Source organism: Polaromonas sp. P4_F4 (assembly GCF_056401355.1).
Window position 1 is genome coordinate 22903 of the sequence record NZ_JBFUJO010000033.1, and the last position, 12131, is coordinate 35033.

The 12131-nt window shown below is 62.7% G+C and carries 15 protein-coding genes; 7 read left to right on the forward strand and 8 right to left on the reverse strand.

Annotated elements, in window-relative coordinates; translation table 11 throughout:
• Nucleotides 1-63: 63 nt before the first annotated feature.
• The 3 genes from AC1DUR_RS23550 (at nt 64) to AC1DUR_RS23560 (ending at nt 1908) form a co-directional block, all read left to right on the forward strand.
• A complete protein-coding gene (locus AC1DUR_RS23550) occupies nt 64-549 on the forward strand; it encodes a hypothetical protein (RefSeq protein ID WP_477718870.1) in 486 nt (161 codons plus the stop codon).
• Between the two features lie 118 nt (nt 550-667).
• Entirely contained in the window at nt 668-1120 is a 453-nt protein-coding gene (locus AC1DUR_RS23555; RefSeq protein WP_477718871.1) for an Lrp/AsnC family transcriptional regulator, read from the forward strand.
• A 293-nt stretch (nt 1121-1413) separates the two neighbouring features.
• Nucleotides 1414-1908: a hypothetical protein gene (locus AC1DUR_RS23560; protein WP_477718872.1), complete on the forward strand. Its 495-nt coding sequence runs from the start codon at nt 1414-1416 to the stop codon at nt 1906-1908.
• 55 nt (nt 1909-1963) lie between these two features.
• On the opposite strand, the gene AC1DUR_RS23565 is transcribed toward AC1DUR_RS23560, so the two are convergent.
• Both AC1DUR_RS23565 and rsmI read right to left on the reverse strand, forming a co-directional pair.
• A complete protein-coding gene (locus tag AC1DUR_RS23565; RefSeq protein WP_477718873.1) occupies nt 1964-3193 on the reverse strand; it encodes a multidrug effflux MFS transporter in 1230 nt (409 codons plus the stop codon).
• The gene (rsmI, locus tag AC1DUR_RS23570; protein ID WP_477718874.1) at nt 3190-4029 is read right to left on the reverse strand and encodes a 16S rRNA (cytidine(1402)-2'-O)-methyltransferase; all 840 of its coding nucleotides are present in this window, start codon (nt 4027-4029) and stop codon (nt 3190-3192) included. The genes AC1DUR_RS23565 and rsmI overlap by 4 nt, the downstream gene beginning before the upstream one ends.
• A gap of 50 nt (nt 4030-4079) precedes the next feature.
• On the opposite strand from rsmI, the gene AC1DUR_RS23575 reads away from it, so the two are divergent.
• The 3 genes from AC1DUR_RS23575 to AC1DUR_RS23585 all read left to right on the forward strand — a co-directional run bounded on the left by AC1DUR_RS23575 (nt 4080) and on the right by AC1DUR_RS23585 (nt 5951).
• Entirely contained in the window at nt 4080-4547 is a 468-nt protein-coding gene (locus AC1DUR_RS23575; RefSeq protein ID WP_477718875.1) for a YraN family protein, read from the forward strand.
• Nucleotides 4548-4683: 136 nt separating this feature from the next.
• Nucleotides 4684-5283 (forward strand): phosphoheptose isomerase, encoded by a 600-nt coding sequence (locus AC1DUR_RS23580; RefSeq protein ID WP_477718876.1) that lies wholly within the window; start codon nt 4684-4686, stop codon nt 5281-5283.
• Nucleotides 5280-5951, forward strand: coding sequence for a BON domain-containing protein (locus tag AC1DUR_RS23585; RefSeq protein ID WP_477718877.1), 672 nt, complete (start codon nt 5280-5282; stop codon nt 5949-5951). The genes AC1DUR_RS23580 and AC1DUR_RS23585 overlap by 4 nt, the downstream gene beginning before the upstream one ends.
• A gap of 105 nt (nt 5952-6056) precedes the next feature.
• On the opposite strand, the gene AC1DUR_RS23590 is transcribed toward AC1DUR_RS23585, so the two are convergent.
• The 3 genes from AC1DUR_RS23590 to AC1DUR_RS23600 all read right to left on the reverse strand — a co-directional run bounded on the left by AC1DUR_RS23590 (nt 6057) and on the right by AC1DUR_RS23600 (nt 9386).
• Nucleotides 6057-6971, reverse strand: a complete 915-nt coding sequence (locus AC1DUR_RS23590; protein WP_477718878.1) for an NAD(P)-dependent oxidoreductase — start codon at nt 6969-6971, stop codon at nt 6057-6059.
• Nucleotides 6972-7058: 87 nt separating this feature from the next.
• Nucleotides 7059-8195: a PilT/PilU family type 4a pilus ATPase gene (locus AC1DUR_RS23595; protein WP_477718879.1), complete on the reverse strand. Its 1137-nt coding sequence runs from the start codon at nt 8193-8195 to the stop codon at nt 7059-7061.
• 147 nt (nt 8196-8342) lie between these two features.
• On the reverse strand, nt 8343-9386 hold the full coding sequence (locus AC1DUR_RS23600; RefSeq protein WP_305638300.1) for a type IV pilus twitching motility protein PilT: 1044 nt from the start codon (nt 9384-9386) through the stop codon (nt 8343-8345).
• Between the two features lie 50 nt (nt 9387-9436).
• Here AC1DUR_RS23600 and AC1DUR_RS23605 point away from each other — a divergent pair, with 50 nt between their 5' ends.
• Complete coding sequence (locus AC1DUR_RS23605; RefSeq protein ID WP_477718880.1) at nt 9437-10153, forward strand: YggS family pyridoxal phosphate-dependent enzyme; 717 nt, start codon at nt 9437-9439, stop codon at nt 10151-10153.
• A 295-nt stretch (nt 10154-10448) separates the two neighbouring features.
• Here the strand turns inward: AC1DUR_RS23605 and AC1DUR_RS23610 are convergent, their stop codons facing one another.
• From AC1DUR_RS23610 to AC1DUR_RS23620, 3 genes are all read right to left on the reverse strand, one after another.
• On the reverse strand, nt 10449-11000 hold the full coding sequence (locus AC1DUR_RS23610; protein ID WP_477718881.1) for a DUF3617 domain-containing protein: 552 nt from the start codon (nt 10998-11000) through the stop codon (nt 10449-10451).
• Nucleotides 11001-11097: 97 nt separating this feature from the next.
• Nucleotides 11098-11574, reverse strand: a complete 477-nt coding sequence (locus AC1DUR_RS23615) for an Lrp/AsnC ligand binding domain-containing protein (protein ID WP_477718882.1) — start codon at nt 11572-11574, stop codon at nt 11098-11100.
• A 153-nt stretch (nt 11575-11727) separates the two neighbouring features.
• The coding region (locus AC1DUR_RS23620) for an amino acid ABC transporter ATP-binding protein (RefSeq protein ID WP_477722246.1) at nt 11728-12131 on the reverse strand (404 nt) is incomplete at its 5' end.

Sequence of the window (12131 nt, forward strand, 5' to 3'; positions counted from 1 at the left end):
GGGTTAGAATCGCAGCTCAATGTATTCAGTGATTACATAAACGTACCTCAACCAGGAAACAACATGAACTTGAACATCGGCGCCGCCGTCTCCCGCTCGCTGCTTGCGATCTCATTGATTGCCATGAGCACCTTTATCTCAGCGCAAGACGCGCCGACCCTCGAGATCGTATGGCCGCCTGAAGGCGCAATCATTCCCTTGGGTAGCGATGCTGAAGCTGCGGTGGGCGTCGTGGTTCGCAGCAATTTCCTGCTCCGCGCTGCGGGCCAGTGCGGAGATACACCGCGATGCGGTCACATCCACATGAAAATCGATCCGGCCGGCGACAGTTGCAACATTCCCGGCCGCCCGTACAACAGCATGAACAGCGACACCGGTGGTGACATCATCAAAGCTCGCTTCGGTCATTGCCCGACAGCGGCCGGCGTTCACGAAATCGGCGTACTCCTGGCTGATGACCACCATCGTCCTGTGTTGGTCAACGGGCGTCCAGTAGTTCGAGTCGTCAAGGTAACCGCGATCCGCAATGCCGAAGCGCTCGGACGTTAAAGACTTTGCAAAGCGTGTGCGCCAGCGGCCAGATAAAAGCTTCTCTGAATTGAGCGATCCAATGCGGTTGGGCGAAAAGGTAGTGGTTATTTTCAGAATCTGCAGATAATCTTCCTGCATGGACAAAATAGACCGGAAAATTCTTGCTGAACTCCAGCGCAATGGCCGCGCCAGCCTTCAGGAAATCAGCCAGGCGGTGGGGCTGAGCAGCACGCCTTGCTGGACAAGGATGAAGAGGTTGGAAGACACGGGCGTCATCGAGCGTTACACCGTCAACCTCAATGCCGAGGCCCTGGGCCTGGGTGAGACCGTGATGGTGCAGGTCACGCTGGACAGTCATTCAGACAATACGCTGGAAAAGTTCGGCGAAACCCTGGCGAGCATTCCCGAGGTCATCGAAGCGTATCTGGTGTCAGGCGAATACGACTATTTGTTGCGCATCGCGGTCAAGGACACCAAGGATTACGAAAGGCTGCTGCGCGAGAAGCTCTACAAGATCAAGGGCGTCAGGCACAGCAAGTCCAGCTTTGTGTTGCGCACCCTGAAAAAGGCAGACTTGCCGATAATTTAACGAGCACGTATCCCGCTGATCAGGACCGTCGGACCAACCGAAGCCGCATCTTGGAATCGCTTGTGTCCAGTTCACCGACGACTCCCAAGCCTGACGGCGCCAGGGAAAGATTGGGGTGTAATGACGGTTCTGAAGCGAGCACCCCGGGCGGGAGATCAAGGACCAAAAGCCAAGGTTAAGGTCAAAGGCTGGCTTCAGGGTTTGGCCAGACCGTACCCCACCTCAATTCAACCACTTGAACCATTGACCTGCGGTCGGGGTCTTATCTGGAGTTCAATAAAAAGGAGTTTCCCATGAAGGCCGTTAAAACTGTTTCCCGTGTTGTTCTTGCCGTTCTTGCCGTCCTGCTCATGGCCGGTTGCGCCGTCACGGCGGTGCGACCGGGCATGTCGCGCGACGAGGTCATTGCCCATTACGGAACGCCGTCGCGCGTGCTGCCGCTGGGAACGGGGACGCGGCTGCAATATTCTGCGCAGCCGGCGGGGCAGACCGCCGTGATGGTGGACCTGGATGCTGCAGGCAGGCTTGTTGCGGCGCGGCAAGTCCTGACTCTTGATGAGTTCTCAAAAATTGAAGTGGGCAAGTGGCGGCGCGAGGACGTGGAGCGCGAGTTTGGCCGGCCCGCCACGGTGGATCGCGTGGGCTCCTGGCAGGGCGATATCCTGACTTACCGCTGGCTGGATCTGGACGCCAGCAAGTACTTCTGGGTCTACCTGGATGCCGGCAATGTGGTTCGGCGCACCTCGCAGGGAATGGAAATCCCGATCAGGATGAACGACAACAACTGATCCGTGCCGTTCCCCGCAGCGGCGGGCAGCAAATACGGAAACACGGAAGCACGGGTTATAGGGACACCGCACGGCCGATGTCCGGCCAGCGGCGGTGCAGGTATACCCAGGACACCAGCCCGATGCACATCATGCCCAGCGAAACCGCGGCCAGCGCAGGCGTGGAGTGCATGACCAGCGGCGCAATCAGGCCCGCCACCAGGCCGTTGGCCGTTGAACCAATGAAGGCTTGCAGGGATGAGGCCATGCCGCGCCGCTCGGGGTACAGGTCCAGCACCAGCAGCGTGACGACCGGCACCATCAGCGCCCAGCCAAAGGCAAACACGGCGATCGGGAACAGCGCCCAGGAAACATGCGGCGCGAACAGCAGGTTGGCGGCCAGGTTGGCCAGCGAGGTCACCAGCATGATGACAAAGCCGTGCCGTATCTGCCGTTTGGGCGCAATCTTCCCGGCCAGCCTGCCGCTCAGCCAGGCGCCCGACATGATGCCGGAGATGGTGAGGATGAAAAACCAGAAAAATTCGGTGGGTTGCAGGGACAGGTGCTCGCCCAGAAACGCCGGGGCCGCCAGAACATAGAGGAACATGCCATTGAAGGGCACGCCGCTGGCCAGCGCCAGCAGCAAAAAGCGCGGACTGGAGCCCAGCTGCCAGTAGCCGCGCATCAGGTGCCTGACTTCAAACGGCTGGCGCTCTTCGGTGCGCAGTGTTTCCGGCAAAAACCGGAAGTTGGCGGCCCAGAGCACTGCGCCGACGCCCGTGAGAAACCAGAAAATGCTGTGCCAGCCGAGGTGCACAAACAGCCAGCCGCCCATAAGGGGCGCAATGGCAGGCGCGACTCCGAAATAGATGGTGACCTGGCTCATGACCTGCTGAGCCTGCGCGGGCGGGTACATGTCGCGTATCACGGCACGCGACACCACAATGCCAGCGCCCGTGGAGAGGCCCTGCAGCGCCCTGAACAACACCAGCTGGCCAATGCTTTGCGACACGGCGCAGCCGGCCGACGCCAGGGTGAACACCGCAATTCCCCACAGCACCACCGGCCGGCGGCCAAAGCTGTCGGCCAGCGCACCATGAAACAGGTTCATGAAGGCAAAACCGAACAGGTAGGCTGACAGCGTTTGCTGCATTTCCACCGGCGAGGCGCCCAGCGCCGTGGCAATGCCCGAGAACGCCGGAATGTAGGTGTCGATCGAAAACGGCCCCAGCATGCCGAGGACGGCCAGCAGGACGGCCAGCGTCCAGCGCGGCGCGCGCCAGAGTTGGTCGGCGTTCGGGTTCATGCCTTCTTGAGTTTCAAGGCAGCCTCATATAAATCGTTGCGCGGCGCGCCGGTGATCTCGGCGGCCATCTTGACGGCGGTTTTCAGCGGCAGCTCGGCCAGCAGCAGTTGCAGCACCCGGGTGCTGTCTTCAGGGGTTTCCTGAGCGGCAGCTGCATGCAGCACCAGCGCAAACTCACCGCGCGTGCGCTGGGGAGAGGCGGCGAGCCAAGCGGCCAGCTCCTGTGCAGGCACTGTCGCAATTTCCTCAAACTGCTTGGTCAGCTCGCGGCCTACGGTGACCAGCCGGCCCTGCAGCACCGCCAGGGCGCGCGCCAGCGCTTCGATGCGATGCGGTGCTTCCAGAATCACGGTGGCCCGGGTATCGGATTGCAGTGCCGCAACTGCCTGATCGCGCTCGCCGGCCTTGCTCGGCAAAAAACCGGCAAACACAAAGCCCGAGTCGCCCGTGAGGCCCGCCACGCTCAGTGCCGTGGTGACGCTGCTCGCGCCGGGCAGGGGCATGACCTTCAGGCCTGCGGCCCGGACGGCGGCAACAAGGCGCGCACCAGGGTCGCTCACGGCCGGTGTGCCTGCATCGCTGACATAAGCCACGCGTTCGCCGCGCTGCAGGCGTTCAATCACGAGGCCCGCGGCTTGCGCTTCGTTGTGCTCGTGCACGGCCAGCAGGGGTTTTTCTATGCCATATTGGCGCAGCAGGGTCTGCGTGTGGCGCGTGTCCTCGCAGGCGATGGCGTCTACCAGTTGCAGCACGTGCAGCGCGCGCAGGCTGATGTCGGCCAGGTTGCCAATCGGCGTGGCAACGACATACAGCATGGCTTCCGGATAATGCTGCATACCTGCTGCAGCGCGTGCCGCGGCAAGAGCCAAGTCGAAAGAAGCGTTCAATGTGGTTTTCCAGAAAACAGGTTGTCAAGCCGCCGCCGGACGGTTCTCGGGCGCAGCCAGGGCAGGTTACCACCAAGTCCCGGGGTGATGCTGCAGAGTCGGCCGCGCAGGTCTTTCTGGCGCGGGCCGGTTTGATCCCCGTGGAAAGCAATTATCGGACGCCAGGGCGCGGTGGAGGCGAGATTGACCTGGTGATGCGCACGCCCGACGGCACGCTGGTGTTCGTCGAGGTCCGCCAGCGATCGGGCGCCTCGCATGGGGGTGCCGCCGCCAGCATCAGCCCGGCCAAGCAGCAACGCATCATTTTTGCGGCCCGCCACTACCTGATGCGCTTTGCCAGTCCCCCGCCCTGCCGCTTTGATGTGGTGCTGGTGCATGGGGCGCTGAAGCAGGGCCAGGCTCAGGGTGAGGGTGAGGGTGAGAATGGCCGCCTCGAGTGGCTGCCCGCCGCGTTCGATGCTTCCTGACGAGAGTTGACGCGGGTGCCAAAACACCCGCTGCGGCGCAGCCGGGGCCGGGGGGATTTGTAACCATGTTGGTCTTTGCCGGGTCCCTGCTCCTTCCGGGGGGCAGGCCTTCCTCGTGACCCGCTATCATTGACGCATGCTTGAACAACGTATTGAACAGCACTTCATCGACAGCGCCGACCTCAAGTACCAGGCAGCGCACGTCTTGTCCAAACCGATCGCTGCGGCCGTACAGGCCATCCTTGCCAGCGTGACCAGCGGCGGCAAGGTACTGGCTTGCGGCAATGGCGGCTCGGCGGCGGATGCCCAGCACTTCGCCGCCGAATTCGTGGGCCGTTATGAGCGGGAGCGGCCGGAGCTGGGTGCCATAGCCCTGACGACGGACAGTTCCATCATCACGGCGATTGCCAACGACTACGATTTCAATGTGATTTTTTCCAAGCAGGTCCGTGCGCTTGGCGGCGCTGGCGACGTGTTGCTCGCCATCAGCACCAGCGGCAACTCGGCCAACGTGCTGGCGGCCATTGAGGCGGCCCATGAGCGCGAGATGACCGTGGTGGCACTCACCGGCCGGGGCGGCGGCAAGATGACGCATGCCTTGCGCGAAACCGATGTGCATATCTGCGTGCCGCACGAGCGGACCGCGCGCATCCAGGAAGTGCACCTTCTCGTCCTCCACTGCATCTGTGATGGCGTGGACACCCAGTTACTTGGCGATCAGGAGAATCCCGCATGAAGCATTCCGTGATGATGAGGCGACTGGCTCTGTTTGCATGTGCAACGGCAACCGTGGCAGCAGGACTGACAGCCTGCGTGCCCCTGGTGATGGGCGGGGCAGCGGCGGGGACTGCGCTGGTGGTGACCGACCGCCGCACCTCGGGTGCACAGCTGGAGGATGAAGGCATCGAGTTGCGGGCTGCCAGCCGAATCCGCAGCAACCTCGGTACGCGCGTGCGCGTCAGCGTCACCAGCTACAACCGCCAGGTGCTGTTGACGGGCGAGGTGCCCAATGCCCAGGACAAGCAGCTGGTTGAACAGGTGGTTTCGCGCGTGGAGAACGTGGTGTCGGTGGTCAATGAACTGGCCGTCCTGGACAGCCCGTCGCTGATGGAGCGCTCCTCGGACCTGCTGGTGACTGGTCGTGTCAAGGCCATGCTGGTCGATGCGCGGGATCTGCAGGCCAACTCCTTCAAGGTGGTCACCGAGCGGGGCACGACCTACCTGATGGGGCGCGTGACCCAGCGCGAATCCGACCGGGCCACCGAAATGGTTCGCGCCACGCCAGGCGTGCAAAAAGTCGTCCGGCTCCTCGAGATCATCAGCGAGGAAGAGCTGGCGCGCATTCGGGTGGGGGCCGCCTCCGCCCAGCCGCAACCTGCCGCCGCCAAGCCCGCCAGCAATTGAGGGGCTGATCAAGATCGGCGACCCGGCAAAGCGACGGAGCTCATCGCCAGCTGCCATTGACAGGGTGCTGTTTGACAGGGCGGCGATCGCCCACAGCGCGCCTTCTTATTTCAGGCGCCTGATCAGGCTGGACGTATCCCAGCGTCGCCCGCCCATCGCCTGCACATCGGCATAGAACTGGTCCACCAGGGCCGTCACGGGCAGGCGTGCGCCATTGCGCCTGGCTTCATCCAGCACCAGGCCCAGGTCTTTGCGCATCCAGTCAACCGCGAAGCCGAAATCGAACTGATCGGCCGCCATGGTTTTGCCGCGGTTGTCGAGCTGCCAGCTTTGGGCTGCACCTTTGCCGATCACATCAAGCACCTGGTTCATGTCCAGCCCCGCTTTCTGGCCAAAGGCGATGGCTTCACTCAGGCCTTGCACCAGGCCTGCAATGCAGACCTGGTTGACCATCTTGGTGAGTTGGCCCGCACCGCTTTCGCCCATCCGTGTGAAAGCCCTGGAAAAGGCCATGCCGACCGGCTTGATACGCTCGAATGCTGCCGCCTCGCCACCGCACATCACGGTGAGCACACCGTTCTGCGCACCCGCCTGGCCGCCGGATACCGGCGCATCAATGAAGTGCAGTCCGAGCTGGTTGGCGGCGGCATGGAGCTCGCGAGCGACATCGGCCGAGGCGGTGGTGTGGTCCACCATGACCGCGCCGGGCTTCATGCCCGCAAAGGCACCGTCCGGGCCCAGTGTGACGGAACGCAGGTCATCATCGTTGCCGACGCAGCTGAACACCACATCGGCTCCGTCCGCTGCCAGGCGCGGCACAGTCGCACTGGACGGCCGGGCCGTGGCCGCAAATTCAGCGCACCAGGCCGTCGACCTGGCCGGGCTGCGGTTGTACACGGTCACGTGATGGCCCGCGAGCGCCAGGTGGCCGGCCATGGGATAGCCCATCACACCCAGGCCGAGGAATGCAACTTTGCGTGGGGAAGACGGTTCGTAGGTTTTGGCGTTGGTGCTGCTCACGGCGTGTTGACTCTGCTGTCCTTTTGCCCTGAGCTTGTCGACAGGCGTTCGGAGGTTGGGGGCCTCGACAGGCTCGGCCCTGATGGGTTATACGATGGCGAAATTCTCGGTGCCCGCGGCAAGGTCGGTCGACTTGGCGCGCTGCGAATTGAGCTTGATCTGCAAACGCAGGTCGTTCACCGAATCGGCGTTGCGCAGCGCATCCTCGTAGGTGATGAAGTGGCTTTCAAAGGCGTCGTACAGCGCCTGATCGAAAGTCTGCATGCCGAGGTTGCGGCTTTTCTTCATGATCTCCTTGATCTCGGAAACTTCGCCCTTGAAGATCAAGTCGGAGATCAGCGGTGAATTGAGCATGACCTCGACCGCCGCAAAGCGGCCCTTGCCATCCTGCTTGGGAACCAGCCGCTGCGAAATCATGGCCTTGAGGTTGAGCGACAAATCCATCAGCAGCTGGGTACGGCGTTCTTCGGGGAAGAAGTTGATCACGCGGTCCAGCGCCTGGTTGGCACTGTTGGCGTGCAGCGTGGCCAGGCACAGGTGGCCGGTTTCCGCGAAGGCGATGGCATGCTCCATGGTTTCGCGGTCGCGGATCTCGCCCATCAGGATCACATCAGGCGCCTGGCGCAGGGTGTTTTTCAGCGCGGCTTCCCAGCTGTCGGTGTCCAGGCCCACTTCGCGCTGCGTGATCACGCAGTTCTTGTGCGCATGGACAAACTCCACCGGGTCTTCAATCGTGATGATGTGGCCGAACGACTGTTCGTTGCGCCAGTCCACCATGGCCGCCAGTGTGGTGGACTTGCCCGAACCGGTGGCGCCAACGAGAATCGTCAGCCCCCGCTTGCTCATCACCACATCCTTGAGCACCTGGGGCACGCCCAGCCCGTCAATCGTGGGCAGCACGGCCGGGATCGTCCGCATCACCATGCCGACCTTGCCCTGCTGCACGAAGGCGTTCACGCGAAAGCGCCCCACGCCTGGCGGTGAAATGGCGAAATTGCATTCCTTGGTGCGTTCAAACTCCGCCGCCTGCTTGTCGTTCATGATGGCGCGCGCCAGGGCCAGCGTGTGGCCGGCATTGAGCGGCTGCGGCGAGACCTTGGTCACCTTGCCGTCCACCTTCATGGCCGGCGGAAAGTCGCCGGTGATGAACAGGTCGCTGCCGCTGCGGCTGACCATGAGCTTCAGCAGGTCGTGGATGAATTTGCTGGCTTGATCGCGCTCCATGAGAGCACCTCCTGTTAAGTGGATTCAGTGGCTGCCGAAGAGGCGCAATTGTGGGCCATGCAATTTTTCGCCGGGCCGCCCCAAGAAAAATTAGCCCCTTTGGGGGGCAGCGCAGTACACGAAGTGACAAGCGTGGGGGCCATATATCTAGCCTGGAAAGTTTTCCGGTATTTTCGCTTTGCCGCGCGCTTCCGCGGGCGAAATCACGTTGCGCTTGACCAGCTCGGTCAGGTTCTGGTCCAGCGTTTGCATGCCCACGCTGTTGCCGGTCTGGATGGACGAGTACATCTGCGCGACCTTCGCTTCACGAATCAGGTTGCGGATAGCGCTGGTGCCCAGCATGATTTCGTGCGCGGCCACCCGGCCCGCGCCGTCCTTGGTCTTGCACAGCGTTTGCGAAATCACGGCCTGCAGCGACTCCGACAGCATGGAACGGATCATTTCCTTTTCCTCGGCGGGGAACACGTCGATGATGCGGTCAATCGTCTTGGCGGCGCTCGAGGTGTGCAACGTGCCGAAGACCAGGTGGCCGGTCTCGGCGGCCGACATGGCCAGCCGGATGGTTTCCAGGTCGCGCATCTCGCCCACCAGAATCGCGTCCGGGTCCTCGCGCAGGGCGGACTTGAGCGCGGCGTTGAAGCTCAGCGTGTGCGGGCCGACCTCGCGCTGGTTGATCAGGCATTTCTTGGACTCGTGCACAAACTCGATCGGGTCTTCCACCGTGAGGATGTGGCCGTATTCGGTTTCATTCAGGAAGTTGACCATGGCCGCCAGCGTGGTGGACTTGCCTGAGCCGGTCGGACCGGTCACCAGCACCATGCCGCGCGGCTTGAGCGCCAGGTCGCCAAAGATCTTCGGCGCGTTGAGCTGCTCCAGCGTCAGGATTTTGGAGGGAATGGTTCGCAGCACCGCACCGGCACCCCGGTTCTGGTTGAAGGCATTGACGCGAAAGCGCGCCAGGCCGTCAATCTCAAAGGAGAAGTCGACCTCCAGGAACTCTTCATAGTTCTTGCGCTGGGTGTCGTTCATGATGTCGTACACCATGGCATGCACCTGCTTGTGGTCCAGCGGGTCGATGTTGATGCGCCGCACGTCGCCGTGAACGCGGATCATGGGTGGCAAACCTGCCGACAGATGCAAGTCGGACGCCTTGTTTTTGACGCTAAAGGCCAGCAGCTGCGTAATGTCCATCCCGGGGGATCCTTGGAAGTCTAGGTTGAATCTGAGTTTACAGTTCGATTATGACCATGATTGTGCGCAACCTCCAGCTTGTCCGTGACCGGATTACCACGGCGTGTGTGGCCGCGGGGCGCGATCCGGCCAGCGTGCGCCTGCTGGCGGTTTCCAAAACATTTGGCGCCGATGCCGTGATTGACGCCATGTCGGACGGGCAGCGTGCGTTTGGAGAAAACTACGTTGCCGAGGGCGTGGAGAAAATTCTGGCGCTGCGCGCCTGGCAAGCGGCGCAGGCCGGCGCGCCTGCCGCGCTGGAGTGGCACTGCATCGGGCCGGTGCAAAGCAACAAGACCCGGCTGGTGGCCGAGCACTTCGATTGGGTTCAGTCGGTCGACCGGCTGAAGACTGCGCAACGCCTCAGTGAGCAGCGGCCGCCCCATCTGCCGCCCCTGCAGATCTGTTTGCAGGTGAATGTGGATGGCGGCGCGAACAAGTCGGGCCTCGCGCCCGCAGATGTCCAGGCGCTGGCGCAGGCCGTCTCGCAATTGCCACGCCTTGTGCTGCGGGGGCTGATGGCGATTCCCGAGCCTGCTACCGATTTTCTAGCTGCTTGCGCCATCCACGCCAGAACGAGAGCCCTTTTTGACCAGATAAATGCGGCAGGCGTGTTGCCTGCACCCATGGACACGCTGTCCTTGGGTATGACGGCCGACCTGGAGGCCGCCATCCATTCCGGCAGCACCATGGTTCGCGTGGGCACCGCGATCTTCGGAAAGAGATGAGCCCCTGTTCCGCCAGATGGCACTGCCCTTCGATACCTCGGGGCGACGGGAAGCTGCGTGAGGCTCTAATCCAGCAGGGGCCGCGGAACCGGCTTCGCCGGGCCGCAGGCGCAGCGGCCCCCTCGGGGGCATCCTTCGACAGGCTCAGGACGATCGGGTGTGAAGTGAGCGACCGTGGGGCCAAGAAGTGGCATCTCTCCAGCCAGCAGGGGCCGCGGAACCGGCTTTGCCGGGCCGCAGGCGCAGCGGCCCCCTCGGGGGGCAGGGAGCTACACGCAGTGAGCGACCGTGGGGGCTATTTCTTCGGCTTGATATTGCCGCAGTCCGCCGACAGCCATTTGCCCGAAGCGTCCATGTTCATCTTCTCGGCCTTGCCCCTGACCGTGGCGATGGTCGCCATCTTCATCGTGTAGGCGGTGTCACTCACGTAGGTGATCTGGCCTTCGCCGCTGGACGGCGGTTGGGTGCAGGTGTAGGAAAATTTCATCGTGTTGCCACTGCGCGGCGAGTGGGTGGTCTTGCAGTCGCCTTGCTGCTGCGACGGCATTTCGTTGCGCTCGACCATTTCCCTGGTCATGCAAACCTTCATGCTCATGCCGCCGGCGCCACCCTGACCCATGCCCTGTTTGGCCAGCATGTCCTGCATTTGCTTGCGTTGTTCGGGCGGCATGCCGGCCATCTGCTTGTCCATGTTGGCCATGGCCTGTTCCATCTCGCCCGAGCCCGAGCCCGGTTGCATCTTGTTGTTGATCTCCCACAAACCCGGTTTCATGGTTTGCGCGGCGGCGCCGGTGGCTATGGTCATGGCCAGTGCGATCGTGACCAGAAATGCGGGGTTGAATTTCATGGGCATCCTTGTTGAAAAGACAAGTTTGGAGGGCGATCTCGCATCGATCCCGCATTATTGCCGGCACGCACCGGTTTGCAACCCCTCGCCGTCACCTTCACACACCCAGCGCCAGCCGCGTGGTATTTTTCACCTCTTCCATCACCGCGTAGGTGCGGGTCTCGCGCACGCCGGGCAATTGCCACAGCACGGTGCCGGCAAACGAGCGGTAGGCTGCCATGTCGGCCATGCGGGTCTTGAGCAGATAGTCAAAGCCGCCGGCCACCATATGGCATTCCATGATTTCCTGGTGCACCTGCACCGCCGCCTTGAAGGCTTCAAACACATTGGGGGTGGTGCGGTCCAGCAACACCTCCACGAACACCATCATGCCGGCGCCCAGCTTCATCGGATTGAGTTGGGCCGCGTAACCCAGGATGTACCCGTCCCGGCTGAGCCGTTGCACGCGCGCCAGCACGGCGGTGGGCGACAGGGCCACGCTCTCGGCCAGCTTGAGGTTGGAAACGCGCCCATCTTCCTGCAGGATGCTCAGGATTTTGAGGTCAATGCGATCGAGGCTGACGGAAGATTGCATGGGGAATGCGGGTTTGGGGGCTTCAGTGTAGCCCCGCTGCTGCTGCGTCGCTCGCCTGCATTTTCCTGCGTGGCCCGTGCAAATTCCCGGGCCCCCGCACCACGCCATGCATGACGTGGAAGGCAGGGGGCCGGACTCTGCCTGGCTTTCGGTCTACAGCACCTTGCTCAGGAAGGCGCGCGTCCGCTCACTGTTCGCCGTGGTAAAGATGGCCTCCGGGCTGCCTTCCTCCACCACCAGCCCCTCATCGATGAAGATGACGCGGTCCGCCACCTGGCGGGCAAAGCCCATCTCGTGGGTGACGACGACCATGGTCATGCCTTCCTCGGCCAGGGCCTGCATGACATTGAGCACCTCCCCGACCATCTCCGGGTCCAGCGCCGAGGTCGGCTCGTCAAACAGCATGATGCGCGGCTGCATCGCCAGCGCCCGGGCAATCGCCACGCGCTGCTGCTGCCCGCCCGAGAGCTGGTTCGGGTAGGCATTGATCTTGTCCAGCAGGCCCACCTTCACCAGCAGCTCGCTGGCGCGGTTACGCGCCTCCAGCGCGGTCAGCC

Excerpts from the sequence above, each read along its gene's own strand:
- AC1DUR_RS23550 (WP_477718870.1), top strand. The coding sequence starts at position 64 with ATGAACTTGAACATCGGCGCCGCCGTCTCCCGCTCGCTGCTTGCGATC.
- AC1DUR_RS23555 (WP_477718871.1), top strand. The coding sequence starts at position 668 with ATGGACAAAATAGACCGGAAAATTCTTGCTGAACTCCAGCGCAATGGC.
- AC1DUR_RS23560 (WP_477718872.1), top strand. The coding sequence starts at position 1,414 with ATGAAGGCCGTTAAAACTGTTTCCCGTGTTGTTCTTGCCGTTCTTGCC.
- AC1DUR_RS23565 (WP_477718873.1), bottom strand. The coding sequence starts at position 3,193 with ATGAACCCGAACGCCGACCAACTCTGGCGCGCGCCGCGCTGGACGCTG.
- rsmI (WP_477718874.1), bottom strand. The coding sequence starts at position 4,029 with ATGCAGCATTATCCGGAAGCCATGCTGTATGTCGTTGCCACGCCGATT.
- AC1DUR_RS23575 (WP_477718875.1), top strand. The coding sequence starts at position 4,080 with ATGTGGTTTTCCAGAAAACAGGTTGTCAAGCCGCCGCCGGACGGTTCT.
- AC1DUR_RS23580 (WP_477718876.1), top strand. The coding sequence starts at position 4,684 with ATGCTTGAACAACGTATTGAACAGCACTTCATCGACAGCGCCGACCTC.
- AC1DUR_RS23585 (WP_477718877.1), top strand. The coding sequence starts at position 5,280 with ATGAAGCATTCCGTGATGATGAGGCGACTGGCTCTGTTTGCATGTGCA.
- AC1DUR_RS23595 (WP_477718879.1), bottom strand. The coding sequence starts at position 8,195 with ATGGAGCGCGATCAAGCCAGCAAATTCATCCACGACCTGCTGAAGCTC.
- AC1DUR_RS23600 (WP_305638300.1), bottom strand. The coding sequence starts at position 9,386 with ATGGACATTACGCAGCTGCTGGCCTTTAGCGTCAAAAACAAGGCGTCC.
- AC1DUR_RS23605 (WP_477718880.1), top strand. The coding sequence starts at position 9,437 with ATGACCATGATTGTGCGCAACCTCCAGCTTGTCCGTGACCGGATTACC.
- AC1DUR_RS23610 (WP_477718881.1), bottom strand. The coding sequence starts at position 11,000 with ATGAAATTCAACCCCGCATTTCTGGTCACGATCGCACTGGCCATGACC.
- AC1DUR_RS23615 (WP_477718882.1), bottom strand. The coding sequence starts at position 11,574 with ATGCAATCTTCCGTCAGCCTCGATCGCATTGACCTCAAAATCCTGAGC.